This is a genomic window from Brevibacterium oceani, assembly GCF_013623835.1.
Classification (GTDB): domain Bacteria; phylum Actinomycetota; class Actinomycetes; order Actinomycetales; family Brevibacteriaceae; genus Brevibacterium; species Brevibacterium oceani.
This window is the reverse complement of the sequence record NZ_JABKDE010000001.1, coordinates 36,892-63,871: the sequence shown is the minus strand read 5'-3', so window position 1 is coordinate 63,871 and position 26,980 is coordinate 36,892. Positions and strand designations below refer to the sequence as shown.

Below are 26,980 nucleotides of genomic sequence, written 5' to 3'. Positions count from 1 at the left end.
CCAAACCCTCGCACACGACCCACAGGAGACCACTCATGACTGTCCTCGACCATGATGTCGTCGCTGACCAGCTGAAGAACGCACCGACCGAGAATCAGTCGGTGCTCTCGTTCGTCGGCCGGATCGCCTCCCTGACCACGCCGGACGAGATCGTCTGGATCGACGGTTCGGATGAGCAGAAGAATCAGATCGCTGCGCAGCTCGTCGAGGCCGGCACCATCGTGCGCCTCAACGGCACCAAGGACTCCTACTATGCGGCCTCTGATCCCGAGGACGTCGCCCGCGTCGAGGGTCGCACCTACATCTGCTCCGAAGAGGAGAAGGACGCCGGCCCGCTGAACAACTGGGTCGCTCCTGCGGAGATGAAGGAGACGCTGAATGGTCTCTTCGAGGGCTCGATGCGCGGACGCTCCATGTACGTCATCCCCTTCGTCATGGGCCACGCCGAGGCGGACCAGCCGATGTTCGGCATCGAGGTCACCGATTCGGCCTACGTCGTCCTCTCGATGCTCGTCATGGCGCGTTCGGGCAAGTACGCCCTCGACGCCATCGACGCCCAGAACGCGAACTTCGTCGAGTGCGTGCACTCGGTCGGCGCCCCGCTCGAGCCCGGTCAGGACGATGTCGCCTGGCCCTGCAACACCACGAAGTACATCACGCACTTCCCGGAAGAGCGCTCGATCTGGTCCTACGGCTCCGGCTACGGCGGCAACGCCCTGCTGGGCAAGAAGTGCTACGCGCTGCGCATCGCCTCGGCGATCGCCCGTGACGAGGGCTGGCTGGCCGAGCACATGCTCATCCTCAAGCTGACGAACCCCGAAGGCGTCGTCAAGTACGTGGCCGCCGCGTTCCCGTCGGCCTGCGGCAAGACCAACCTCGCGATGATCGAGCCGACCATTCCCGGCTGGAAGGCCGAGACCCTCGGTGACGACATCGCCTGGATGCGCTTCGGTGAGGACGGCCAGCTTTACGCCGTCAACCCTGAGTTCGGTCTCTTCGGCGTCGCCCCCGGCACCGGCTACACCACGAACCCGACCGCGATGCGCGCCATCGAAGAAGGCGGCAACATCTTCACCAACGTCGCCCTGACCGACGACGGTGACGTGTGGTGGGAAGGCAAGACCGACGAGGCTCCGGCCCACCTCACCGACTGGAGGGGCAACGACTGGACCCCCGACTCCGACACCCCGGCCGCTCACCCGAACTCGCGCTTCTGCACCCCGATCGCGAACGTGCCGACCCTGGCACCCGAGTGGACGAACCCGAACGGTGTGCCGATCTCGGCCATCCTCTTCGGCGGTCGCCGCAAGACGACGATGCCGCTGGTCACCGAGACCAAGGACTGGACGCACGGCGTGTTCATGGGCTCGGTCCTGTCCTCCGAGACCACCGCCGCCGCGACCGGAGCCGTCGGCGTCGTCCGCCGCGACCCCATGGCGATGCGCCCGTTCATCGGCTACAACGTCGGTGACTACCTGCAGCACTGGCTCGACATCGGCAACACCGAGGGCGCCCAGCTGCCGAAGATCTTCTACGTCAACTGGTTCCGTCGCGACGATGACAACTCGTTCCTGTGGCCCGGATTCTCCGAGAACTCGCGCGTTCTCAAGTGGGTCTTCGAGCGCGTCATCGGCACCGCCGATGCTCAGGAGTCCCCGCTGGGCCTCACCCCGGTCGATGGCGGCCTGGACACCCAGGGCCTCGACTTCACCGATGAGCAGCTGCGCAAGGCACTGGCCATCAAGCCTGAGGAGTGGGAGACAGAGCTCGGTCTCATCGAAGACTGGTACGCCGAGCTCGGCGATTCGGTTCCGACCGAACTCCGCGCCGAGGTCGACAACCTCCGCCAGCGCCTCGGGCTTGCCTGAGACAGACGGCCCACCCTCGACGGAGGTCGGCTGCCTCTCCGGACCTCGACTGCCTCACCCGAGGTCCTGAGTCTGCACGACTGAGTACGACGATCCCCCAACTGCCACCTCGGCGGTTGGGGGATCGTCGTGTTTCCGCATCCTGCAACACTAGCCGCACCGTTCCCTGCCTCCCGCACCATCAGCGGCACCGCCTACAGGGTGCCGCAGCACGTCCTGGCAGCGACACTACGCAACGGTGCAAAGGTGCGAGCTGCCGCTTACGGTGAGGGATGGTCAGCTGAGGGAAGCGGTTACGCGAGACGAGATGCGCGACGGCATTCGTCGAGCACCCTGCGAAAACCAGCAACGCCACGCCGAAGGTGCCACCCGGCACCCAGGCCGCCGCGTTACCGAGAGATCAGGCGCCGTGGAGGCCGCCGCGCTGCCGAGAGATCAGGCGCCGTGGAGGGCCGGGACGATGAGGTAGACGCCGAGGAGGACGACCAAGCCGCAGATGCCGAAGACCGCCCAGTACCCGAGTCGAAGCAGGGAGTTACCCTGGCCCTCAGCAGCCTGGTCGACGTGGACGGCGCGCATGCGCACTGCCACGGAGAAGAGAGTGATGACGACGACCGCCGACACCCAGGTCGCGGCCGCGACGATGAGGAATGAACTCCACTCGATCATTTGCTGTCCCCCTTGTCACCGGTTTCGTCCGACCGCGCCGACTTCCCATCGCCCTGCCCGGCCGGCACACTCGCCGAGGCTGAGCGCCGTGCCTCGGATTCCGAGGCCTTGCGCTCGTGCGAGGCCCGTCGCTCCTGCTTCGCCCGCTGCTTCTCTTCCCACGCCTCGCGGCGTGCCGCCCGCTTGGCTTCGGCGCGCTTGCGGTTGCGGTCCTTGCGCAACTTGCGCTTGCGTCCGCGGATGTTGACGGCCTCACCGACGGCATCGAAGTTCGAGAGGTCGGTCTCCTCGACCCGGCGCGAGGTGAGGAAGATCCAGAGCACGGCGATGACGGCGATGACGGTGTCGATGAGGACTCCGACCACCCCGAAGTGGGCGATGCCGGCCGCAGCGGCGCCGACGATCGCGGCGGCCGGAATCGTCAGCAGCCACCCGGAGGCGATGCGCCCGGCCGTCGACCACTGGACATCGGCGCCCTTGCGTCCCAGACCGGAGCCGAGCACCGATCCGGAGGCCACCTGGGTAGTCGACAGGGCGAAGCCGAGGTGGGACGAGGCGAGGATCGCCGCGGCCGTCGAGGTCTCGGCGGACAGACCCTGTGCGGGCTTGACCGTGGTGAGCTTCGTGCCGAGGGTGTCGATGATCCGCCACCCGCCGATGTAGGTGCCCAGTGCGATCGCGAGGGCGCAGGCCGTGATGACCCAGATGTGCGGGCCGGTGCCGTGCGCCTGCATGCCGGCCGAGACGAGGACGAGGGTGATCACGCCCATCGTCTTCTGCGCGTCGTTCGTGCCGTGTGCGAGAGCGACCAGGGACGAGGAGAAGATCTGACCGAATTTGAAAGGAGCACGATGGGCGGTCTTGCCCTCATCATTGCGGCGAGTGATCGCGTACGCCAGCTTCGTGCACAGATAGGCGCCGAATCCCGCGATGATCGGGGCGGCCAGCGCCGGGATGACGACCTTCGAGAGGAACACTCCGAAGTCGACGGAGTTGAGTCCGGCACCGACGATGGCCGCACCGATGAGGCCGCCGAAGAGTGCGTGGGACGATGATGAGGGCAGACCGAATCGCCAGGTCGCCATGTTCCAGATGATCGCACCGATGAGTCCGGCGAGGATGAAGTCGGGAGTGATCTGGACTCCCCCGCCGCCTTCTTTGATGATGCCGCCGGAGATGGTCTTGGCCACCTCGGTGGACAGGAATGCGCCGACGAGGTTGAGGACCGCGGCGAGCGTGACCGCCGCTTTCGGCTTGATCGCCCCGGTTGCGATCGGGGTGGCCATGGCGTTGGCCGTATCGTGAAAGCCGTTGGTGAAGTCGAAGAACAGTGCCAGTGCTATGACGAGCACGACGACGAAGATGATTTCCACTAATCGACCTTGGGTGTAGACACTATTCGGACCGTGGATGATGCAGCTGGCGGCCAGCGATCACTATCCCGCAGAAGTCTACCCACAGATTCAACCGCTCTTCACCCGCAATTCGACCCTACTCCACCTCGTTCACCTTTTGTTCACTTCTGACGTGCGCAAACGGACCCCGCCCGGACGAGAGTGCAAGAGCGCTCACATTCCGAACGGGGCCCGAGCACCCGACAATAGCCGAGGCGGCCGGCCCGGTCAGAATGCAATCCCGCCGAGGCGACCGCCCCGTTCACGTCCGACCTCGCCGAGGCGACCGCCCCGTTCACGTCCGACCTCGCCGAGGCGGTCGCCTACTCCGTGACGTACCGATCCGCGATCTCGAGCGCCCGGTCCAGGACGGCGAGCCCGAAGCGGACGTCCTCATCCGGGGTGTTGAGCGGCGGGACCACATGGATGCGGTTGAAGTTCGCGAACGGCAGCACGCCCTCGGACTTCATCGCGGCGATGACCTCGTTCATCTCCGGCGAGCTGCCCCCGTAGGCCGCCAGCGGCTCCTTCGTCTCCCGATTGCGCACGAGTTCGACGGCCCAGAAGCAGCCCATACCGCGCACATCACCGATGGACGGATGCCTCTGCGCCATCTCACGCAGCGCCGGACCGATGATCTCGGCACCGAGGCGCTCGGCATTGTCGACCATGCCTTCGGAATCCATCGCGTTGATCGTCGCGACCGCCGCCGCACACGCCAAGGGGTGACCCGAATAGGTCAGTCCGCCCGGGTAGACCCGGTCGCGGAAGGTCTCAAAGATCTCGTCCGAGATCGCGACACCGCCGAGCGGCACGTACCCGGAGTTCACGCCCTTGGCGAAGGTGATGAGGTCGGGGGTCACTCCCCAACGATCGACGGCGAACCACCGACCGGTGCGGCCGAATCCGGCCATCACCTCGTCGGCGATGAAGACGATTCCGTACTTCGCCGTCAGTTCGCGCACGCCTTCGAGGTACCCGGCCGGAGGGCCGTAGATTCCCGCGGTGCCGGGCACGGTCTCCATGATGAGCGCCGCGATGTTGCCCGGGCCTTCGAGCGTGATCATGTCCTCGAGGTGCCGCAGTGCCCGGGCTGTCTCCTCCGCCTCGGTGGTGGCATTGAAGTAGGACCGGTACTGGTAGGCGGGCATGAAGTGGACGATGCCCTCGGCCGAGTAGTCATTGGCGAACCGGCGCGGATCACCCGTGACATTGACGGCCAGCTGGGTGCCGCCGTGGTAGCTGCGGTAGGCCGAGAGCACCTTCGTCCGTCCCGTGTGGAGGCGGGCCATGCGGATCGCGTGTTCGTTGGCGTCGGCGCCGCCGTTGGTGAAGAACACGTGGTCGAGGTCGCCCGGGGTGCGCTCGGCGATGAGCCGCGCGGCCTCCGAACGAGCGTCGTTGACGTGCTGCGGGGCGATCGTGCACAGCTTGCCTGCCTGCTCCTGGATCGCCGTCACGACCGCCGGGTGCTGGTGCCCGATGTTCGTGTTCACCAGCTGCGAGGACATGTCGAGCAGCTTCCGCCCCTCCCCGTCCCAGACGTACGCGCCTTCCGCGTCGACGATCGTCATCGGCTGGAATGGTCCCTGCGCCTGCCAGGAATGGAAGACGTGGGCGCGGTCGAGCTCATGGGCCCGTCGCCCGGCGGCGAGGGCGTCCTCACCGATGCGCGGCTGGGGCTCCGCTGTCGAACGCGTCGAGGCGGCCGCCTCGGCGGGGGTGGTGTCGATCGTGGTCATGTCAGTCCTTCTTTCATCGGTGGCCGATGTGCCCGCCGTTGAGCGCGTCGGCCGCCGAGGTGGTTCTGTGTGGCGTGGGTGTCAGTCGTTGGTGGGGAATCCGAGGTTGAGTCCGCCGTGGCTGGGGTCGAGCCAGCGTGAGGTCACGACCTTGCCGCGGGTGAAGAAGTGGACCCCTTCGTCGCCGTAGGCGTGGGTGTCGCCGAAGAGCGAGTTCTTCCACCCGCCGAAGGAGTAGTAGCCCACGGGCACGGGGATCGGCACGTTGATGCCGACCATGCCGACCTCGACCTCGTTCTCGTACCGGCGGGCCGCGCCTCCATCGTTGGTGAAGATCGCGGTGCCGTTGCCGTAGGGGTTGGAGTTGATGAGTTCGAGGCCCTCGTCATAGCCGGGCACGCGGACGACGGCGAGGACGGGGCCGAAGATCTCGTCGGTGTAGATCGACATGTCGGGGGTGACGTTGTCGAACAGCGTCGGGTTGAGGAAGAAGCCGTCGGCCCGGGTGTTCTCGCGGCCGTCGAGGACGACGGTGGCTCCCGCCTCGGCGCCGGCGTCGATGTAGCCTGCGACCTTGTCACGGTGGGCCGCGGTGACCAGAGGTCCCATATCCGGCTCGGTCGCACCGTCGCCCACCCTCAGGGTGCGGGTGCGTTCGGCGATCTTGGCCACGAGGTCATCGGCGATGGAGTCGACGGCGACGACGACGGAGATCGCCATGCAGCGCTCACCGGCGGCACCGTATCCGGCGTTGACGGCGGCATCGGCGGCGAGGTCGAGGTCGGCGTCGGGCAGGACGAGCATGTGGTTCTTCGCTCCGCCGAGGGCCTGGACGCGCTTGCCGGTGGCCGTGCCGTTCTCATAGACGTACTTCGCGATCGGGGTGGATCCGACGAAGGACACCGAGGCGACATCGGGGCTTTCGAGGATCGTGTCGACGGCCTCTTTGTCACCGTGGACGACGTTGAAGACGCCGTCGGGCAGGCCGGCCTCCGTCCACAGTTCGGCGAGCCAGTTCGCGGCCGTCGGGTCCTTCTCCGAGGGCTTGAGCACGACGGTGTTGCCGGTGGCGATGGCGACGGGGAAGAACCACATCGGGACCATGGCCGGGAAGTTGAACGGTGAGATGATCGCGGAGACGCCGAGCGGCTGGCGCAGGGAGTGGACGTCGATGTTCGTCGAGGCGTTCTCGGTGTGGCCGCCGCGCAGGTGTCCGGCGATGCCGCAGGCGAATTCGACGACCTCCTGGCCGCGTGCGACCTCGCCGAGGGCGTCGGAGACGACCTTGCCGTGTTCGGCCGTGATGATCTCGGCCAGCTCCTGCTTCCGGGCGTTGAGCAGTTCGCGGAAGTTGAACAGGACAGCGGTCCGCTTGGCCAGGGACGTGTCGCGCCAGCCGGGGAATGCCTCAGCTGCGGCAGCGATCGCCGATTCCACGGTCGCCTTCGACCCGAGTGCGACCTGTCCGCTGACGACGCCGGTGGCGGGGTTCGTGATATCGCCGAGGCGGGTGTCGCCGTCGGCGGTGACGGTCTGTCCGTTGATCCAGTGGTTCAGGGTTGCCATGAAGTGTCCTTCTGCGTCGTCGGGGTGTTCGCTGTCTCCATCCTCGGTCTCCGAACTCCATCCCGGTAGTGTCAAACTGTCAGAATATTTCTCTCCGGCTTTACACTGTGTCAATGGACTCTGCGAAGGAAACGGATGGTGCGTCGCTGAGCATCGCAGGCCTGCTCGAACTCGACGAGGTCTGGGCGGCCGAGCCCGAGGTGCTGGCGAGCGCGGCGGGTCTCGACCGGGCTATCCGGTGGGTGCACATCGCCGACTCTCATCACGTCGAACGGTTCCTCGAAGGCGGGGAGCTCGTGCTCACCACGGCCTCGGCCTTCCGCCACTCCCCTGCGGCGATGACCGAATTCCTCGATCAGCTCGAGCGAGTCGGAGCCGCGGGCACGATCATCGAACTCGTCGATGAGGACTCCGCCTTTGACGAGGCAGCGGGATCGGTTGTGCGGGCGGCTGCCTCGGCGAGGGATCTTCCCGTCGTCATCCTCCCGCACCGGGTCAAGTTCGTGCGGATCACGGAGCACGCACACCGCCGCCTCCTCGCGCAGCAGATCTCCCGGCTCGAGCATGCGCGGGAGATCCATGAGACGTACACCCAGCTGAGCCTCTATCGGGCGGGGGCACAGACGATCGTGGAGCGCACGGCCGAGCTGCTGGGAACGCCCGTGATCCTCGAGGACGTCGCCCACCGAGTCCTCGCTCATGCGGGGCGGGGGTCGGCCGCGCTTGCGCAGAAGTGGGCGGATCTCGTCACGGGGGCGAGCACCGCGCCGGGCGTGGAGGCCGCGCGAGATTGGCGGCAGACTCCGGTGGGGATGCGGGCACGCCGGTGGGGGCGCCTCGTCGTGCCCGGCCCGGCGGAATCGACGGCAGCGCTCGACCAGATCATCGAACGGGCCGGAGAAGCGCTGACGCTCACGCGCATGGCCGACCGTGACGAACAGGACCTGCTGCTGCAGGCGCAGAGCGGCCTGATCAGAGAGATCGCGGACTCCGAGGTCATCGATGAGAGCACCGCACGGGCACGTGCGCGTTCCCTCGGCTTCGCTCCCGTCGAAGATGCGCAGTTCCTGCCCGTCGTCGTCCGGCTCGATCGGGATGCCGAGACGGGGCCGACGCGGATCCAGCTTCAGGAGCGGGGGCTGACCCAGGAGATCGTCGCGGCCGCGGCACGTCTGGATCTGTGCGTACTCACGACGAGCCTGCAGTCGGGAGCCTTCGGGTTCATCCTGGCCCCGACCGAGGCCAGGGCGGCGGGCGCGAACAAGCGCAATTCGAGTCGGCCGGGCGGCTCCGGGCCGTCGGGCGGGCCGGACGGCACCGGCGATCCGGGTCGGTCGACCGGCTCCGATGCCGATGCCCTCCTGACCGGGCTCCTGCGGGAGGTCGAGGAGTATGCGGCCAGCTGGGTGGTCGGCGTCGGGCGGGGCAGCGCCTCCCTGCTCGATGCGGTCGCGCGCCTCGACTCCGCATCCCAGGTCGCCGAGGTGGCGTCGACTCTCGATGTGCGCGAGCGCTCGTTCTACCGCTCCTCCGATGTCCGCCTGCGCGGGCTGCTCTCGCTGTTTGCCGACGACTCGCGGCTGCGCGCCTTTGCCGAGGGCGAGCTCGGCCCCCTGCTCGGGTCCGTGCACGAGGGCGCCGATGCGGAGGATCTGCTCGGGTTCCTCGAGCTCTACCTCGCCCACGGCGGGAACATCTCCGCGATGGCGCGGGCCGGATATCTGTCCCGGCCCGCGCTCTACGCACGGATGACGAAGCTGCAGAACCGCCTCGGCGTCTCCCTCGATGATGCGGAATCACGCACGGCACTGCACGTGGCGCTGCTGTGGTGGCGGATGAACGGGTGAGGTCAGTCGAGCAGAGCGCGGATCGTGTCGGTGATCGGGATTCCGCGCTCGGCGGCCTCGGCGCGGTTGGCATAACGGCGATCGCCGGGCTGACGATCCATGCCCGCTTCGCGGAGCATATCGACGAACCCCCTGACCCGGCCCAGGAAGGCATCGTTGCCGCCCCGCTGGGGATCGATGACGATGAAGAGCTGCCCGGTGCGGAAGGTATGGGCGCCCTCCGGCGCCTCGGCGTCGATCTCAAAGGTGAAGGCCCCGCCGGTGAGGCCGGCAGCGAGCGTTTCGATCATGAATGACAGCAGCGCACCCTTGTGACCACCGATGGGACGGATGCCGCCGCCGTCGAGGATGTCCCCCGGATCCGTGGTGTCCGCTCCGATCGAGTCGACTCCGGTGCCGGGCGGAACTTCCCGGCCCTCGGCGCGCAGCAGCTGCAGGTCGCCGTGCGACATCGACGATGTCGAGAAGTCGAAGACGATCGGATCCGCCTCAGCAACTGGGGTGGCGAAGCCGAAGGGGTTCGTGCTGAAGACCGGCTTGGTCGCCCCTTCGGGGACGACGGCCAGCTTGCCGCTGGCGATCATCCCCAGTGCCACACACCCGCGGCGGGCGAACGCTTCCAGGTCCGGCCACAGGGCGGAGAAGTGATGGGTGTTGCGCAGGGCGATGACCGCGACACCGGTGTCGACGAGCGCCTGATCAACCTCCGCTCGAGCATCGGTCAGGGCGGGTTGTGCGAAGCCGTTGTGTCCGTCGATGCGGATGAACGAGGGACCGACGACGTCGACGCTCGCCTCAATGTCGCCGTCGGCCCATCCGCGGTTGAGCGAATCGAGGTAGCCGGCGACCCGGAAGACCCCGTGGCTGAGCGTGCCGTCTCTCTCACAGGTCGCGCAGTTGGTTGCCAGCACCCGTGAGACCGCCGGGGAGGCTCCTGCACCGACGAGCTTCGCCTCGATCGCGGCGACGAGTTCGTCGAAGGAGATGCGGTCGGATTCATTCGTCATTGTGCGCTCCTCATGTGCGGCGATTCGCTTCGGGTTCGACCATTGCCTGTCCCCAGCAGGCTACCGTCGACTCAATCGTCGGTTCCGGTGGTCAGCCAGTCGGATCAACGGCCCCAGATGTCGCCGATTGTGTAGCCGAAGGGGAAAGGGTCGTCGGCTTCGAGGACGAGCTGCTGGAATCCCGTGATCCATCCCCGTCCGCTGATGGAGGGGATCACAGCAGGCACCTCACCGACATACGTCGTCTCGTTCACTTCGGCTGTGAAGGTCGTTCCCAGCATCGATTCGTGGACGAACTCCTCCCCCAAGGCGAGTTCACCACGGACATATTTTGCGGCTACACGAGCGCTCGTGCCGGTGCCGCACGGTGAACGGTCGAGCGTGCCCGACCACGTGGTCGGATCGTTGAGGTCGACGGTTCCATTGGGCAGAACCACGGCGTTGCGACCGTCGGTGCCCGGTGCCACCGCGGGACCGTGGATCATCGGCAGCCCGATCGAATCGATCTCAGGGATAAGCGGGTGCCGCACCTCGAAGGTCTCGTTCGCCGCTTGGAGCAGGACGCTGCCGGCTCGGATGATCTCCTTGGCATCGCCCGGATCGAGATCCACGCCGAGGCTGCTCGCCGAGGTCTGGACGTAGAACTGACCGCCGAAGACGATGTCGACAGGAATCGTCCCATAGCCGGGGACCTCGAGAGGGAGGTCGAGACCGTGGACGAAGGCAGGCACATTGTCGAAGGTCACCTTCCGCGCGCGACCGTCGACCACCTCGGCGCGGGCGGTGACGACTCCGGCGGCCGTGTCGATGCGCAGGTGGGTGACCGGTTCGGTGACGTCGACGGATCCGGTCTCGACGAGGGCCGTGACAGTGCAGATGAGATTCGACCCCGACATCGGCTTGAACCCGCCCTGTTCCATGACGATCATGCCGAAGTCACAACTGGGGTCCGTCGCTGACACAACGATCGGTGAGCACAGCCCCGGGTATCCGCGCGGCTCGTGAAGAATGAGAGTGCGGAATTCGTCGAGGTGCTCCTCGCAATAGCGCAGCTTCTCGGCCATCGTCGCACCTTTGACCTTGAGGTTCGACCCGAGGAGAACCCGGCCGGGCTCTCCTGCCGCGTGAACATCGACGGCCTGGATGATCTGCCTGTTCTTCACATCTCCTCGATTCCCGAACGAGTCGTCCGTCGACCGCGACATCGGCGTCGCGAAGCGGCCCGGGGAGTACGACGACGGACTCCGCGTCGACACCGACGAGAGTCATCTCCGTCCTGATGGCGCCAGCATAGTTGCACGACAGGAGAAAGGCACTCACCGGAACTGGCGGCTGAGGCGGAGCGGGTATGCCGAGGGCTCAGAAGCGGTTCGGAGAGATGCGGGCGAGGAGCTCCTCAGGCACTGTCGACGTTCCGTCGGCCATGAGGCCGGCGAGCAGTCGCGCCGACCCCGGGGCCAGCGTCAGGCCGAGCATCGAGTGGCCGGAGTTGATGAAGACGTTCGCCGCCGCGGCGAGGCGACCGATGACGGGGAGCCCGTCCGGGGTCATGGGGCGCGATCCTGCCCATGGGGGCTGCTCACCGATACCGCCGTCCCAGCCACGGAAGGCTTCCTGCGCGGAGCGACGGATGGCGCCGACACGGGTGTCGTTGACGCGGTCGTCCCTGCTGCCGAATTCCATGGTTCCAGCCAGTCGAAGCATGCCATTGAGCGGGGTGACGGCGACGCGAGCGTCTTCGAGGGTCAGAGAGGTCTTCAGCTCGATTGGAGCCGGGGTGTAGTCGATGCTGTAGCCCTTGCCCGAGTAGATCGGGATCTTCTGGCCGAGTTCGGCCGCCAGTGCTCCGGAGGGGACTCCGGCGGCAATGACGAAGGCATCGGCGCCGATGACCTCGGCGTCGGTGGTGACCACGGCGGTCACCGTGCCGCCGGTGCGGACGAACCGACCGATGCGTGTGTCCTCACGGACATCGACGCCGAGAGCGGACAGCTTCGTGAGCATCCCCGACGTCAGGGAGTCGGGTTCGAGCTGGCGGTCGGCGGGGAAGAAGAATCCGTGGCGGATACGGTCGCTCAGTGCCGGTTCGAACTCGTAGACCTCATCATCGTGCAGGCGCTGGGGACGGTGGCCCGCGGCCTCGAAGGCAGGCAGACTCTCGCAGTGTTCATCGAATCGTTCGCGGGTCGCGAAGGCGAGCAGCACTCCGCGGTCGTGCATTTCGAAGTCGATGCCCTGCCGTCGGTACTCGTCGAAGAGGTCGTTCGCGTCCTCGCCGAGGCGCAGGAGGAGGTCGAGTCCGACGGTGAACTCACGGGCGTTGCAGTGAGCGGCCATGCGCAGCAGGAACTTGAGGTACCCGGGGGCCAAGGACGGCCTGATCGACAGCGGACTGTCGGGTCTGAGCATCCAGCGGACGCCCTGCAGGAGCACTCCCGGCGCGGGGACCGGTGTGCTTTCGGCGATCGCGATCTTCGCCGCGTTGCCGTGGGAAGCGCCGGCGCCGCAGCGCTCGGCCTCGATGACAGTGACGTCATGGCCGCTCAGAGCCAGTTCGTATGCGCTGGTCAGCCCGACCACGCCGCCTCCGACGATGACAGTCCTCATCCGGCCACCTCCATTGGTTTCCCGAGTCGGCGGGACCGTGATCGGCATTGGCGTCACATTTCAGACTGCCACTATCGAGGCCCCGTTGTATGACAATACATTGGCAAGTACGCTACGCAGAGTTCGAGGAATCGTCAATGCCGCCTCGGCGCAGATCGGGCCCTCAGTGTCTGTCGACGCTTCCGGAGACGAGCAGGGCAAGCTCCTGGGCACTGTCCATCGTGTGCACGTCGAGTGCGGTGCGAATGCGAGCACGGTCACCGCTGCGAATGGCACGCATGAATGCCGCATGGATCGCATGAGCACGGCCGGAATCACGCCTGGTGAACTGGTCATAGGCGAGGACGATCGTCATCTGAGCCTCGACCACGGGCCAGATGCGCATCAGAAGGTAATTGTCCGCGGCCTCCCAGATTCCGCGGTGGAAGCAGATGTGGGCCTCATGTGCGGCAAGCGGATCGGCCGCACTGCTCTCACTCTCGAAGCGCTTCCAGATCTCCTCGAGACGCGCCAGGCGCTCTCCCGAGGCATCGTCGAGGATCTCGTCGATGGCTTCGGTGTCGAGTGCCACACGGACACGCGCGATCTCGAGCAGGGACTCGACCTCGATGTTCGCCACCCGCAGGCCGCGATAGGCCTCCTGGATGAGGAAGCCGTCCCTCGCCATCTGGTTGAGGGCCTCCCGAGCGGTCGGGCGGCTCACCTCAAGCGACGAGGTCAGCTCCGCCTCGATGATCCGCTGCCCGGGGGTGAGCTCGCCGAGCACGATGCGACGTTTGATCTCATCGATGACGCGCTGGCGGCGTTCGGTGTTCGAGACAGGCGGACGCGCAGATGAGTAGTGGACTGCGCGACCAGTGCGATTTCGCTCGACTTCGTCACCGCGCCCCGACTCATTGCCCTCGGCGACCGCTCCCATTGTTACGCTTCCTCAGACCGCGAGGATGCGGCCGGTGACGTTGCCCTCGACGGAGCGGACGAATGCAGTGGCGACCTGCTCGTCGGTCACCGGCACCATTCCGGCGAAGGCGTCGTGATAGTGCGGGGAGTTCGCGAGCACGTTCGGACTGACGGCGTTGATGCGGATGCCGCGCGGAAGCTCCGGAGCGGCGGAGATGACGAACGACTCGACGGCGCCGTTGGCCATGGCCGCGGCCGCCGCGGTGGGCACGGGTTCGCGGCTGAGGACACCGGTGACGAACGTGATCGAACCGCCGTCGCTGAGGCGGTCGAGGCCCTGGGTGACGAATTCGATCTGGCCGAGCGTCTTCGAGGTAAGCGCCGCGGTGTAGTCCTCACGCGTCAGCTCGGTGACCGGCTTGAAAGCCGCAGCTCCCACTGCAACGATGATCGCGTCGACGGTGCCGACGGCCTCGAGGAGACGAGAGATCGAGTCGGCATCAGAGGTGTCGACCCCCGGATCGGTCGATCGGGTGACACCGAGGACTTCATGGCCGCGCTTCTCGAGCTCGGCACGGGCGACGCCTCCGACATGTCCGCCGGATCCCACCAACAGAATCTTCATCCTGACCTCCTTGCAGTGTTCGGACGATCGCATCGGCGACCCGACCGATGACGAGCTTTGTCAGACATTCCTATATTGACGGACAATGCCGAGTCTAGGGGATGCGTTCCCATCCGACCAGCCTGCCGGTCAGCCGTTGTAGCGGATCTCGACGCGGCGGTTCTTCGCCCGGCCCTCAGGGTCGTCTTCGCCGCCCTTCTCGTTCGCAGCGACGGGCTCGGATTCCCCGTAGCCCTTCGCCGTCACGTCGAGGTCTTTGTTCTCGGCGGTGAGCACCTCGGCGACGGCCTCGGCTCTGTCTTCGGAGAGCTTCTTGTTGTAGTCGTCCTCGCCCTTGGAGTCCGTGTGACCGCCGACGGTGATCTCTGAATCCGTCGGCAGGTCCTTGACCAGGTCGGCGATCTTCTTCTTCGCCGCGTCGCTGAGCTCGGCCGAGTCGAAGTCGAAGAGGATGTCGGTATCGAGGGTGACCACGGTGGAGTCGCCGCTGACTTCGGTCGATTCGAGATCTTCGATGCCCTTGTCGAGGTCGTCGATTCCCGGATCGAGATCGACGATGCTTTCGTCGATCATCGACTGATCCGGGTCGGTGAAGTCCTCGGGTGTCGGGGTGCCCCTGTCAGCGACATCATGCGAAGTCACGGAGTTCGCGACTGCGGATGCGGCGGGCCCGGCGATCGCGACGCCCACGGCGAGCGCTGCTGCGGAGCAGGCGATTGCGATCTTCACGAGATCTGCGCTCCGGCGACGAGGTTCATGCCGTCGACGACCGAGACCTCGACTTCTTTGACGTCTGGCGGCGGAGCAGCGAGGACGGCGAAGGCATAGTAGGTTTCACCGGGTTTGAACTTCGGGCCCTGCACCTCGGTCTGCGCCCGATTGATGCTCTTCTTCAGCACCGAGTGTTTGCGCAGGTTCTGAGAATCGACGAGAAACGGGTCCCACCCTGAGTCACCGAGGTAGCCGTACAGCCAGTCTTCCTCGGTCGAGCTTGAGTTCACGGTGAACCCGAACTGACCGACGACGGTCTCTCCCTGTCGTTTGAGCGCGAAGAACTCGACGGTCATCGTTGCGTCGTCGTCCCCCTCGACTGCGGCGGGGATGTCCTGGGCGGCGATCGGATCGGGCAGGTCATTCAGGTCGAGGCCGGCCGCCTCGGCGGATCCGGGTTCACCCTTCGAATCGGAGCCGTCGGCTCCGCCGGACTTCTGGGCGGTCTCCTGAGACTCGGCACCTTCGGTCTTCGACCCGTCCGCTTCGTCTCCGGACGAACACGCGGTCAGGGTGATGGCCAGAACGCCGGCGGCTGCGGACAGAACAGTCCTGCGGATGGAGCGCATGGTGATGTCGGTTCTCCTCGTATGTCGCCGTCCGCCGTTCGTATAAGTGGCCTCCGGCGGCTCTGCGGGTGGACTCATTTCACCCTAGCCCGAAATACTCGGACTTTCACTACAGCCCTTGTCGTGACCGATGAAGTTTCGGTGAACCGGTCGGCGCGAACTCCGGGCCGGAGGGTGATGGTGCGTGCTGGGACCGACACGTGCCGGGCTGCCCGTGTCAGCCCTCACGCGGACATTGGGTAGATGACTGTGCATCAGAAGTGTGAGCGTCCTGATTTTCGTCACTACGCGTGCACTTTGGGCATACAGTCGCGCTGACGCGTGCGGACCAGGCCGGAACGAGAAGAATCCCCGTGGTCCGATATGTCATCGGATCGCGGGGATTCATCACTACGCGGAGTCGGTGGGATTTGAACCCACGGTCCCCCGTTCGGAGGACTTCACCTTAGCAGGGTGACGCTTTCGGCCGCTCAGCCACGACTCCTTCTGCAATGCTCTGGTCGCCTTCGGCGCAATGTTCGTCGACAGACCTGCCAGCACTACGGATAACAGCCTAAGGGAAAGGAGCCATCCAGAGCAAAGTGCAGGCGGCATGAGTGGGCTTCGTCATAGAAGGAGCGACCCATGATCGGCGGAAATCCGGGCCGATCGTCCCGTTTCTTCTGCTCCTCCACACCGGAATTCCAGCATTCATCAATGTCCGGGCGTAAAATCGGCGTGATGTGCCTTGCGGTCTGCTCACCTTTCCTTCCGGGAAACCAGCCGGGAAAGCCTGCATCCTCACGATGCACCCGACGCCGACGGATGAGAACGACGAGCGGGCCGCTCAGCACGAAATGACAGTTTTTGAGGAGTAGACAACTTGCCAGAGTTTCCCCCTGACAAGCACGGACCGCATGAGAACGACCCCGATTCTCACGCCGCCGGGCGTCGACTCCGCGCCTCCGCTCGCCCGCGTTTCCGTGGCGACACCGCTGCCAGCGACAACGGTCCGGCCCCGCAGGGGAACGCCGGAGGCTCCAGCGGTTCTCGGTCGAGCAGGAAGCAAGACGGCAGAGATTCATCCGGACGCTCATCCGGCAGTTCTGATTACACCAGTGCCCGACCAGCCGATGGACGGTCCGGACCCCGCTCGTCATCGGATTCGACGACGGATTCCGCCGACCACTCATCAGGCGGTCAGCATCCTGCTCCGACTCCGCGCCCGGTAGCCCCGCGCACTCGCCGGGAAGCACGCATGCTGCGCGCCGCGGCCGCCAGCGGAGCCTCTGCGGCCGGCGTGGCCGCGGCCGCGGGATCGAACACCCCGCCCGACAGATACTCCGATTCCTCCGAGTCCGCTGGCCCCTCCCGGTCCGCCGATCTCTCCCGTTCTGCCGACCGTCGAGCCGACCACGATGCCCCGCGCACCTTCTCGGACGACCACACGGCCACCTCGGCGAGGGGCGCCGACGACGAAGCCCCGACCACTCGGCGTGATGCTCGCGAACGACGCGCCGCCGAGGACCGCAGCCGCGGTCGCGGCAGGAACGCCGCCCGCAATGCGGCACGCAGTGCGGACGGAGCAGGCGCAGTCGGCGCGGACGCGGCTGGGGCAGGTGCAGCCGACGCGGGCGCAGCCGAACGTCCCCAGAAACGCTCACCGAAGTCGGACGGTGACTCAACCGGCCACGGACCTGGGCGAGCCCGCCGACATTCCTCCCGCCTCGGCGAAACCTTCCCCAGCCTCGTCGGCTGGACCTCGCTGAGCACGCTACTGCCGGGCGTCGGACTGCTGCGCACACGCTTCCGTCCCGTCGGCCTCATCGTGTTCGGGCTCTTCGTCCTCGCCCTCCTCACCGGGCTGATCTATCTGCTCGTCAAGGGGCCGGTGCGTGCGGTCGCAACCGTCGTCTCCAGCCCGTCTCTGCTCAACTTCCTCGCCATCGGCGCGATCCTCGTGGCCGTGATCTGGATCCTCGTGATGATCGTGTCCCACCTCGGGCTGCGGCGCGGGCACCGGTACCGGCCCTGGCAGAACAAGCTCGCCGGCGTTCTCGTCGTCTCTCTCGCGCTCATCATCGGCATCCCTCTGGGCGTCGGATCCGTTTTCGCCAGGGTCCAGTCCTCGACCGTCGCAAGCCTCTTCGGCGACAGCACCGGCAAGTCCCAGAACGCCGAAGATCTGTGGGCGGACAAGCCCTACATCAACGTCTTCCTCATGGGGCGTGACAACGGCGACGACCGTGAGGGCACCCGGCCGGACACGATGCTCGTGGCCTCGATCGACACGAAGACCGGCAATGCCGCGCTCATCTCCGTCCCCCGCAACCTCGCGTTCCCGATCTTCCCCGAGGGCAGTGAGCTCGAGAAGCAGTGGCCGGACGGGTTCCGCCCCTCCGGCGACTCGTCGCAGGACCTCATCAACGCCGTGTGGCAGTGGGGCGATCAGAACAAGGACTCCATCGGCGACACTCACGGCCTCGAGCCGGGGATGTGGACGACGATGCAGGCCGTCGAAGGCTCGCTCGGCCTCAACCTCGACTACTGGGCCTCGGTCGATATGGCCGGGTTCGAAGACGTCGTCGATGCCATCGGCGGTGTGAATATCGACGTCGAGCGGCCCATCCCGATGGGTGGCGGCAAGTCGATGAACGGGGTCAAGAACGAGATCTACGGCTGGGTCGATCCCGGCCAGCAGAACCTCAAGGGCAAGGACGCGCTGTGGTATGTCCGCTCCCGCGAAGGCAGCGACAACTACGACCGCATGTGCCGTCAGCAGCGGATGCTCAAGACCACGCTGGAGCAGGTCGATCCGCAGGAGATCGCTTCGGCGTATCCGAAGCTCGCGAACTCGGCGACGCGGAACATCGCGACCTCGATTCCGCAGAACGAGATCCCGGCCTTCATCGAACTCGCCCTGATGATGCAGAAGGGCGACGTCACCTCGGTCCAGATCAACAACGACGTCACCCCCACCTACGACCCCGACTTCGACGTCCTCCACAAGTGGATCCTCGGCGAGGTGAAGGGCGCCTCCGACGGCGAGGAGACACCGCAGCCGACCAATGACGGCAGCAAGTCCCAGGACTCCGGTGAGGACAAGGAATCGTCGTCCGGCACCGACGAGACCACCGACCCCACCGAGGCTGCCGACTCCACCGACTCGAGCGAATCCGGGTCCGGGGACGAGGAGGGCGCGGCCGCCTCGTCGACTCCGGGTGAGCCCAATGCCGAAGGCAAGTGCTACCCGAAGGGCTACAAGCCCGGTGACGACTTCCCCGGATACCCGGGCAACTCCGGTGAAACGGCTGGAACGGAAGGTGCCGGCGGAACCGGCGAGCAGGGGTGAGTGCGGCCGGTCGGACGCAGGCTCCCGCGGTCGCGATCATCGGTGTCGGCCCGCGCGGTCTCACCGTCCTCGAACGGCTCGTGGCACTGGCCGCGAAGCGCTTCGACGGACGCGAAGGTGAGACCGATCCCGCGCTGACCATCCACCTCATCGACCCGTATCCGCCCGGGGCCGGCATCGTCTGGCGCACCGATCAGCCGCAATCCCTGCTGATGAACACGACCATCGCCGAGCAGACCGTATTCCCCGACTCCAGCTGCTCTTTCCTTGACGAGGGCGAGGAACCCGCCGGCCCGTCGATGGGCGAATGGTATGTCGCCGCAGGCGGCACCGAACCACTCGACTCGACCTTCCCCAGCCGCGCCCTCTACGGCCGCTACCTCCGCGACTCCTACGACCGCATCCGACGCATTGCCCCTGCCTGCGTCGAAATCGTCGAACACCTCACGAAGGCCGAATCCGTCATCGACCTGCCCGCCATGGACCTCCCGGAGGCGGCGCCGGCTGCGTCCGGGACAGGTCCCGCTGGTGCCGGGAGCGCCTCCGAGGCCGGGGCCAGTGTGGCCAGCGCCGACCCGGCTGACGCGGCCGCCAGCCCCGGCAGGTCGAGGGAACCGATCCCTCCCGAACAGCTCGTGCGCTGTCAGGACGGGACGACGATCATCGCCTCGGCCGTCGTTCTTGCCGTCGGCCATATCCCCAGCGCCCAGCCCGAGGAGCGCGCCCGCCTGGCCGCCTTCGCCGAGCGCAACGGCGGACTGTACCTGCCCCAGGGTCTGCCGGCAGAGACCCCCGTCGCCGAGGTGGCCCCCGGCGACCGTGTCATCGTCCGCGGTATGGGGCTCAACTACTTCGACCTGCAGACCCTGTTCACCCATGAACGCGGGGGCCGCTACGTCCCGAGTCCGACTTCCAAGGGCGAGCTGCGCTACGAGCCCAGCGGCCTCGAACCGCACCTGGCCCTGGGCTCCCGCCGTGGGATCCCATACCGCAGCAAACCGATCTGCGGGGAACACCCGAAGGCGGATTGGCCTCTGCGCTATTTCACCCGTGAGAACATCGCCCTGCTGGCCGGTCTCGACGACCTCGACGGCGACCGTTCCGCCGAGGCCCGGTTCAACGACCAGCTGTGGCCACTCATCCTCGCCGACCTGCGCCTGGCCTACTATCACACGCTCTCCCAGGTCCGACCCGAGGCATTCGCCGGGGACCCTGGACAGCTGCGCGAGGCCATCGCCGAGGCGGTGTCACGCCACCTGACCCGCCGCACCTGGCAGGAGACCCACCCGCAGGGGAATACTGCCGGCCCACGTGCTGCTGCGAGTGCGACGGCCACCGAGGATGCCGCCCGCCAAGGTCGCGTCACCCGCGAAGCGTTCGCGTGGTCGGAGATCGAAGAGGCACTCGTTCCCGATCCCGCCGATCGTATGTCGCTGCACGAGCTGCTCAACCCGCTCGAGGGCGAGCTCTTCGTCAGCCGTGAACCCGGGGAGCCAGGTTCGCTGCATGAGTGGATGCTCGATTTCCTGCGCACCGACCTGCGTGCCTCGCTGGCCGGTCCGACCGGCAGCCCGGAGAAGGCGATGTTTCCGGTGTTGTGGCAGTCTCGGCTGCTGCTCAAAGAGCTCATCGTCGCCGCCCACATCGACCGAGTGAGCATCGATATGGAGATCATCGGCTGGTTCGAGGGCTTCGTCTCCGGCATCTGCGACGGTCCTCCCCCGCAGCGCATCGCCGAACTCCTTGCCCTCGCGGAGGCCGGCGTCGTGACTTTCATCGGCCCCGACATGCGCATCGAAGAGAACCCGGCTGCCATCTCGGCAGGCGACACCTCGGCAGGGGTCACCTCGACAGGGGGCACCCCGGCGACGGTCACGAACGCGGATATCTTCACGGTCACCTCGGCGCAGGCCGCCGGCCGAATCACCGGCAACGTCGTCATCGATGCGGCGTCGCCGACGAACTCGGTGTCTCGGGCCGCCGATGTCCTGCTGCACGGAATGCTAGAACGCGGACAGCTCACCGCCGCCCGTCTGACCTTGGACGACGGTCGAGAGAAGTTCCTCAACGGACTCGCGCTCACCCCGCGCCCCTACCGAACCATCGACGTCGAGGGTCAGGTCCATCCGCGCCGATTCGCACTGTCGATCCAGCTGTCCTCGCGGCAGTGGGGACTGGCGATCGCAGCGAACCCGGGAGTCAACGCGGCCACGCTCAACGACTCTCACGCCGCCGCCGAAGCGATCCTCGACCTCCTCTGAGAGTGCGCCTCCCCTAACTGGATCCCCAACCGCGACGGTCTGTGCTCGCAACACCGCAGCTCCCGTCGTTCAAGCCGGAGCGCACTTGTGCAACGGTGCATCTATCCACAAGTGCGCTCCCGCTTGAACGAGGTCGAGGCCACCTCGCATTAGCCGTCGTTCAAGCGCCAGCGCATTCGTGGAACGGCGTACCTATCGACGAGTGCGCTCCGGCTTGAACGAGCGCATTACCGGTCGTCGCGCTCCGGATTCGGCTCGAAAAGGCCGTTTCGCCGCGGACAATGCGAAAGCGGCATATTCTGCGCTGAGCAGCCCAGTTTCGGAACTGGGCTGCTCAGCGCAGAGTGTGCCGCTTTGCGTTCGGGCGGCGCAGAACTGCCGCCCCGCGCGACGCCTTAAGCCATCTCGAGCGCGGCTTCGGGCTTCGTGGATCGGGCGCGGACGATCGCGAGCAGCGACATCACGACGCCGATGACCGCCCAGGCCAACAGCCCGCCGTACGCCGCACCTACACCGGAAGTGCCCGCCGCGATCGCTGCGAAGCCGTTCATCGACGGCGTCAGCGGCAGGATCGGAGCGACGAAGTCGAAGAACTGCGGCACCGCGCCGATCGTCCGCCCGGCCACGGCCAGGACGACGGCGATCACCGACAGGAATCTGCCCACACCGCCGAACCACGCCACGAGTGCGAAGTTGAGGATCATGAACACGATCGCGGAGACGAAGGTGAGCACCGCGATGTCGAAGCCTTGGATCGCATCGATGTCCATCACGCTCACCGCGAGGATCGAGAGCACGAGCGCCTGCAGCACACCGACGACGACGCCGGGCACCAATCCGCGCGCCCACACGGCGAACGAGGACTTCGTCGAGAGCAGGGTCGAGGCAGGGATCGGTTTGAGCACGGTGTAGGTGACGAGCCCGCCGACCCACAGCGCGAGCATGATCAGCAGCGCGATCGTCGAACCCTGCAGCACGTTCGTCAGACCGTCGGTGCTGGGTTCCGCGATGTTCGCCGAGGCGACCTTCGCCAACCGATCACGCTCGGGTGCCGTGTAGGAGGGCACCTCATCGGCGCCGTCCCTGACCCCGTCGGCGAACTTGGTCACGCCCTTCGCGTACTTGCCGGTGCCCTCGTCGAGCTCATCGAGTCCCGAGGCCAGCTCCGAGGTTCCGGTTGCAGCCTCGGAGACGCCGTCGGTGTACTTGCCCACACCGGTGCTGTACTTGTCGAGTCCGTCGCTGAGCTGTCCGGCGCCGTCGGAGAGCTCGGACGAACCGTCGGAGACCTTCCCGATGCCCTGCGACAGGGCGGGCATGCCGTCGGCGAGCTGTTGGTTGCCGTCGGCGACGCCGGCGGCTCCCTTCCGCAGTCCCTTCGAGGCCTCGAGAAGCTTCGGAGCGTTCTTCGAGATGTCCTTCATCCCGTCGGCGAGGTCACCGAGGCCGTCCTCGAGTCCCGTGACGAACTTGCTCACTCCGTCGGAGAGCTCCCCTGCGCCATCGGCGAGGTCATCGGCGCCGCCGAGCAGCGAGGAGCCGTTCTGCTCCTGCTCGAGTCCGTCGACAGCCTTGTTCAGACCGCCCGAGGTGCCGTTGAGCAGTCCCTGCGCATAGGCCTGCTCGATGCCCTGACAGACCTCGTCGGGCGTGCCCTCGGGGCACATCTGGGCACGTGCCTGCTCGGCCTCTTTCGAGGTCATGATGCGGGCAGCAACGAGCGCGTCGAGGTCGGGCTTCGACGCGGCGAGCTTGTCAGCACCGTCAGCCTTCTTCTTCAGCCCGTCGCGGTACTGGTGCAAACCGTCGGAGAGACCGGACGCCCCGTCGGAGACGCCCTTCGCGCCTTTCTCGAGCTTCTTACCGCCCTTCGTGAGGTCACCGAGCCCGCCCTGATCCGAGTCACCGGACCCGGCGAAGCCCTTGATGATCTGGTCGATCGACTTCGTGTACTGGTTGACGCCGTCGGAGAGTTCGCCCGAACCGTCGGCGAGCTTCTGCGTGCTGTCGGGCAGCTTCGAAGTCTGCTTGTCGAGCTTGTTCAGGCCCCCGGACATCTGCGAGGCACCCTTCGACAGATCCCCGGCGCCCTTCGACAGGTCGGCGGCACCGGACTTGAGTTCACCGCCGTTGTCGCCGAGCTGCTGCATGCCCTTCGACAGTTCGGCGGCGCCGCTGGCGGACTTGTCGGTGCCTTCCTTGAGACCCTTCGCGCCCTTGTCGAGTTCCCCGGCGGCGTCGCCGAGGTCCTTCATCTGGTCGCCCATCTTGTTGAAGCCGAGGTAGATGTTGTCGAGGTAGTTCTCGGTCATCTTCGTGTTGAAGGTGGTGCGGGCGACCTCGGCGACCGACCTGGAGATCTGCGTGTCCGTGGCCGGGGCGGTGCCCGAGACGTCGACGTCAATCTGCGTCTGCGTCGCCGATTTCGCGTCATCGACCGAGGTCACGGCGCGGGAGAAGCCTTCGGGGATGGTCAGCTTCGCAGCGTATGTGCCGTCGGAGAGCCCCTGTTTCGCGTCCTCCTCGTCGGTGATGACCCAGTGGATGTTGTTGTCCTTTTCGCCCACGAGCCCGCTGGTCAGCTGCCGGCCGATCGGCACGGTCTCACCGTCGACCTTCGCACCGTCATCGTTGTTGACGATGGCGGCTTCGATGGTGTCGAGTCGATCCCCGCTCTTCCAGGTGGCGAGGATGAAACCGGCCGCCACGATGATGGGAATGAGGACGAGGCCGAGGATGGAGAGCCAGTTGACCGGCCGCTTCGAGTTCGCACGTTCGAGTCTCACGACTGCACGCCTTCCATGTTGGTGCTGCCGGCGGCGATGGTGCTCTCGCCGCCGTATTCGCTGTCAGTGTCGCCTCGCTCGTCGGGTCTGGCCTCGTCGAGGTCGAGGTGGAAATAGTTCGTTTCGGGGCTGAGGATGCCCGCGACGTCCCCGTCGGGCAGTCCGAGGACGACGGTCGTTCCCGCGTCGACGAGTTCGGGCAGGAGGTCCCGCAGTTCGCGCGCGGATTCTGAGCCGAGGTTCTCCGCTCCGTCGATGACGAGCAGATCCGGCGCCGAGGCGGCCAAGCGTGAGATCTCACGCGGGCTGACCGCCCGGTCGGCTCCCTCACCTGCCAGATCGAAGTAGGGGACCTGGCGGCGGACGCGTCCGGCGTGTTCGGGCAGAACGTTCTGGCCGATCTTCATCTCCCCGGCGCTCAGGCCGACGCGGCCGGAGACGGCCAGCAGCAGAGCCCGACGTGCCGCGCCGCTGGCGACGAGGATCTGACCGGGCAGCAGCGAGATGTCGACGCGGGCGAATCCGCGGGAGCCTGAGTAGACGCCGATGCCGCGACCGTAGACCCGGTAGTCGGAGTTCGGCTCCGGCCAGTCGCGCAGGGCCACCTCGTGGGCGAGTCCTTCGCCTTCGACGTCGAGGCGCGGCAGGATCCGATCGAGCCACTTCGGCAGCCACCAGGCCTTGTCGCCGAGCAGCTGCATGATCGCGGGCACCAGGGACATGCGCACGAGGAACGCGTCGACGAAGATGCCCGAGGCCAGGGCCAGGGCGATCGATTTGATGATCGGCTCGCCGGCGGGCACGAAGGCCGCGAAGACGGAGAACATGATGATCGCCGCGGCCGAGACGACGCGGGCCGAGGAGGCGAAGCCGGCCTTGATGGCGCCCCTGGCCGAGGAGCCGTGGACGTAGGCCTCGCGCATTCCGGAGACGAGGAAGACCTCGTAGTCCATGGCCAGGCCGAAGAGGATGCCCATGACGATGATCGGCAGGAAGCTGATGACCGGTCCTGTCGAGTCGATGCCCAGGGGCGCGGCGAAGTATCCGTCGTGGAAGACGAGGACGACCGTGCCGAAGGAGGCGAAGACGGACAGGAGGAAGCCGCCGGTGGCCTTGAGCGGCACCGCGATCGAGCGGAAGACCATCATGAGCAGGATGATGGAGAGTCCGACGACGAAGATGCCGAAGGGCAGCAGCGCCTTGCCCAGTTGGTCGGACACGTCGATCTGGATGGCGGTGGCGCCGGTGACCGCGGTGTCGAAGTCGTAGTCGTCTTCGATGTCCCGGCTGAGATCACGGAGCCGGTCGACGGTGTCGAGGGTTGCCGGATCATCGGAGGCGGTGGTCGGGATGATCTGGAACAGAGCGGTCGTGGCGTCACGGTTCGGGGTGGCCATGATGACCTGCTCGACGCCCTTGACGTCTTCGATGCGCTTCTCGATCTTGTCGACGTCGTTGAGCGGGTCGTCGCTGGTCACGATCTGGCTCGTCATCACGAGCGGTCCGTTGAATCCGGGTCCGAAGTGCTTGTCGATGAGGTCATACGTCGTCCGCGCCGGGGTGCCCTGCTCCTGGTCGCCCGCCGTGGGCAGGGACAGCTGGAGCTGCGTGGCGGGGATCGCGAAGAGAGCGAGTCCGCCGACGATGACGACGATCGTCAGCAGCGGAATCTTCGTCACGACCTTGAGCCAGCCGGCGAAGAACCGGTTCATGATGGTCTTCGGGTAGGGCTCCCCCGCCTCGGCGCGGGCCTCGTCGGCGATCCGGGTGCGCGTGGCCGGATCGCTCACGACCGCCTTGGTGCCGGTGTTCGCGGCGGTCGCCTGGGTGGAGGACTCCCCCGCCGAGGCGGCCGTGCGTGCGTTCGCCCGTTCCGTGGCCGCGGAGAAGGCCTTGCGGTAGCGCTTGGTCGGCTTCGGGGTGATCTTGTTCTTCACGAGGCCGAGCAGGGCGGGGATCATCGTCAGGGAGATGAGCACGGCCACGGCCACCGAACCCGAGGCGCCGATGCCCATGATGGTGAGGAAGGGGATGCCGGCCAGGGAGAGGCCGAGCAGGGCGATCATCACGGTCATGCCGGCGAAGACGACGGCGGAACCGGCCGTGGCGACGGCGCGTCCGGTCGCCTCGATCGGGTCATGCCCTTCGGCGAGCAGGGCTCTGGTTCGGGAGACAATGAAGAGGGCGTAGTCGATGCCCACCGCCAGGCCCAACATCAGCGCCAACATGATCGACGAGGAGTTGATCGTCGCGAATGCCGTGGCCCCGACGATGAGGAGGACGGAGATGCCGACGCCGATGAGCGCGGTGATGAGCGGCATGCCCGCAGCGCGGAAGGAGCCGAGGGTGAGCAGGAGGACGATGAAGGCGATGACCACGCCGACGCCTTCGACCCAGGAGATCTCGACACCGGTGATCTGGAAGAGTTCGCCGCCGCCTTCGACCTGAGCTCCGGGCAGGTCATCGCGCAGCGGGTCGAGTGCGTCGATGAGGTTGTCTCCGGCGTCCTCGCCGACCTCCTGCTGGGTGCCGTCGTATTGGACGGAGATCATCGCGGCCGACTCGTCCTTGCTGATGGCACCCTTGACGAGGTCCGAGTAGGGAGAGGTCACAGTGTCGACGTGCGGCAGGTCCTCGAGCCGGTCGACCTCGTCTTCGATCGCATCCTTGTACTTCCCGTCCTCGACCGAGTCACCGTCGGCGGCGACGACGATCACCGAGGCGGAGACTCCGGACGCCTCGGGGAAGGTGGCCTTCATCGAGTCCAGGGCGGTCTGCGCCTCTGACCCCGGCAGGGTGAAGTCGTCGTCGAAGTCTTTGGCGAAGGCGGCGACTCCGGCACCGACGAGTGCGAAGATGATGAACCACGCGGCGATGAAGCGCCACGGGGTGCGATACGCACGACGACCCAGGGCGTAGAGGAAAGTTGACACGAAAACCTCGATACAAAAGTGTATTGGATACAGTATTGTATTGTTGTTGAATCCTCACGTTCTATGCAAATGCATCCCAGGAATTGCGAGGATTCTCATGAGAT

Annotated in this window: 17 protein-coding genes and 1 tRNA gene; 4 read left to right on the top strand and 14 right to left on the bottom strand. The window is 66.4% G+C overall.

Annotated elements, in window-relative coordinates; translation table 11 throughout:
• Positions 1–35 precede the first annotated feature (35 nt).
• Positions 36–1,868 carry a phosphoenolpyruvate carboxykinase (GTP) gene (locus tag HK401_RS00260; protein ID WP_181272670.1) on the top strand — a complete coding sequence of 611 codons (1,833 nt, stop codon included), beginning with the start codon at positions 36–38 and terminating at the stop codon, positions 1,866–1,868.
• Positions 1,869–2,303: 435 nt separating this feature from the next.
• Here the strand turns inward: HK401_RS00260 and HK401_RS00255 are convergent, their stop codons facing one another.
• From HK401_RS00255 to HK401_RS00240, 4 genes are all read right to left on the bottom strand, one after another.
• Positions 2,304–2,537: a hypothetical protein gene (locus tag HK401_RS00255; protein WP_181272669.1), complete on the bottom strand. Its 234-nt coding sequence runs from the start codon at positions 2,535–2,537 to the stop codon at positions 2,304–2,306.
• Positions 2,534–3,910 carry an inorganic phosphate transporter gene (locus HK401_RS00250; protein ID WP_181272668.1) on the bottom strand — a complete coding sequence of 459 codons (1,377 nt, stop codon included), beginning with the start codon at positions 3,908–3,910 and terminating at the stop codon, positions 2,534–2,536. The genes HK401_RS00255 and HK401_RS00250 overlap by 4 nt, the downstream gene beginning before the upstream one ends.
• A gap of 344 nt (positions 3,911–4,254) precedes the next feature.
• Positions 4,255–5,673 (bottom strand): aspartate aminotransferase family protein, encoded by a 1,419-nt coding sequence (locus HK401_RS00245; RefSeq protein WP_181272667.1) that lies wholly within the window; start codon positions 5,671–5,673, stop codon positions 4,255–4,257.
• Positions 5,674–5,754: 81 nt separating this feature from the next.
• Positions 5,755–7,239, bottom strand: coding sequence for a CoA-acylating methylmalonate-semialdehyde dehydrogenase (locus HK401_RS00240; RefSeq protein WP_181272666.1), 1,485 nt, complete (start codon positions 7,237–7,239; stop codon positions 5,755–5,757).
• Between the two features lie 113 nt (positions 7,240–7,352).
• On the opposite strand from HK401_RS00240, the gene HK401_RS00235 reads away from it, so the two are divergent.
• Entirely contained in the window at positions 7,353–9,086 is a 1,734-nt protein-coding gene (locus HK401_RS00235) for a PucR family transcriptional regulator (protein ID WP_181272665.1), read from the top strand.
• Positions 9,087–9,088: 2 nt separating this feature from the next.
• Here the strand turns inward: HK401_RS00235 and HK401_RS00230 are convergent, their stop codons facing one another.
• From HK401_RS00230 to HK401_RS00195, 8 genes are all read right to left on the bottom strand, one after another.
• On the bottom strand, positions 9,089–10,093 hold the full coding sequence (locus HK401_RS00230; protein WP_181272664.1) for an Ldh family oxidoreductase: 1,005 nt from the start codon (positions 10,091–10,093) through the stop codon (positions 9,089–9,091).
• Positions 10,094–10,197: 104 nt separating this feature from the next.
• Positions 10,198–11,256: a proline racemase family protein gene (locus tag HK401_RS00225; protein ID WP_181272663.1), complete on the bottom strand. Its 1,059-nt coding sequence runs from the start codon at positions 11,254–11,256 to the stop codon at positions 10,198–10,200.
• Between the two features lie 196 nt (positions 11,257–11,452).
• The gene (locus HK401_RS00220; protein ID WP_181272662.1) at positions 11,453–12,700 is read right to left on the bottom strand and encodes an FAD-dependent oxidoreductase; all 1,248 of its coding nucleotides are present in this window, start codon (positions 12,698–12,700) and stop codon (positions 11,453–11,455) included.
• Between the two features lie 163 nt (positions 12,701–12,863).
• Positions 12,864–13,619, bottom strand: coding sequence for a GntR family transcriptional regulator (locus tag HK401_RS00215; RefSeq protein ID WP_181272661.1), 756 nt, complete (start codon positions 13,617–13,619; stop codon positions 12,864–12,866).
• A gap of 12 nt (positions 13,620–13,631) precedes the next feature.
• Positions 13,632–14,225: a short chain dehydrogenase gene (locus HK401_RS00210; protein ID WP_181272660.1), complete on the bottom strand. Its 594-nt coding sequence runs from the start codon at positions 14,223–14,225 to the stop codon at positions 13,632–13,634.
• A 129-nt stretch (positions 14,226–14,354) separates the two neighbouring features.
• Complete coding sequence (locus HK401_RS00205; protein WP_181272659.1) at positions 14,355–14,954, bottom strand: OmpA family protein; 600 nt, start codon at positions 14,952–14,954, stop codon at positions 14,355–14,357.
• Entirely contained in the window at positions 14,951–15,565 is a 615-nt protein-coding gene (locus HK401_RS00200) for a hypothetical protein (protein ID WP_181272658.1), read from the bottom strand. The genes HK401_RS00205 and HK401_RS00200 overlap by 4 nt, the downstream gene beginning before the upstream one ends.
• A 395-nt stretch (positions 15,566–15,960) precedes the next feature.
• A tRNA-Ser gene (locus HK401_RS00195) sits at positions 15,961–16,049 on the bottom strand.
• A 753-nt stretch (positions 16,050–16,802) separates the two neighbouring features.
• On the opposite strand from HK401_RS00195, the gene HK401_RS00190 reads away from it, so the two are divergent.
• Together HK401_RS00190 and HK401_RS00185 are read left to right on the top strand one after the other, a co-directional pair.
• Positions 16,803–18,896 (top strand): LCP family glycopolymer transferase, encoded by a 2,094-nt coding sequence (locus tag HK401_RS00190; RefSeq protein WP_181272657.1) that lies wholly within the window; start codon positions 16,803–16,805, stop codon positions 18,894–18,896.
• Positions 18,893–21,157, top strand: a complete 2,265-nt coding sequence (locus HK401_RS00185; RefSeq protein ID WP_181272656.1) for an FAD/NAD(P)-binding protein — start codon at positions 18,893–18,895, stop codon at positions 21,155–21,157. The genes HK401_RS00190 and HK401_RS00185 overlap by 4 nt, the downstream gene beginning before the upstream one ends.
• Positions 21,158–21,552: 395 nt before the next feature.
• Here HK401_RS00185 and HK401_RS20925 read toward each other — a convergent pair whose 3' ends face one another.
• Positions 21,553–23,943 carry a YhgE/Pip family protein gene (locus tag HK401_RS20925; RefSeq protein ID WP_181272655.1) on the bottom strand — a complete coding sequence of 797 codons (2,391 nt, stop codon included), beginning with the start codon at positions 23,941–23,943 and terminating at the stop codon, positions 21,553–21,555.
• A complete protein-coding gene (locus HK401_RS00175) occupies positions 23,940–26,876 on the bottom strand; it encodes an efflux RND transporter permease subunit (protein WP_181272654.1) in 2,937 nt (978 codons plus the stop codon). The genes HK401_RS20925 and HK401_RS00175 overlap by 4 nt, the downstream gene beginning before the upstream one ends.
• Between the last annotated feature and the right edge of the window lie 104 nt (positions 26,877–26,980).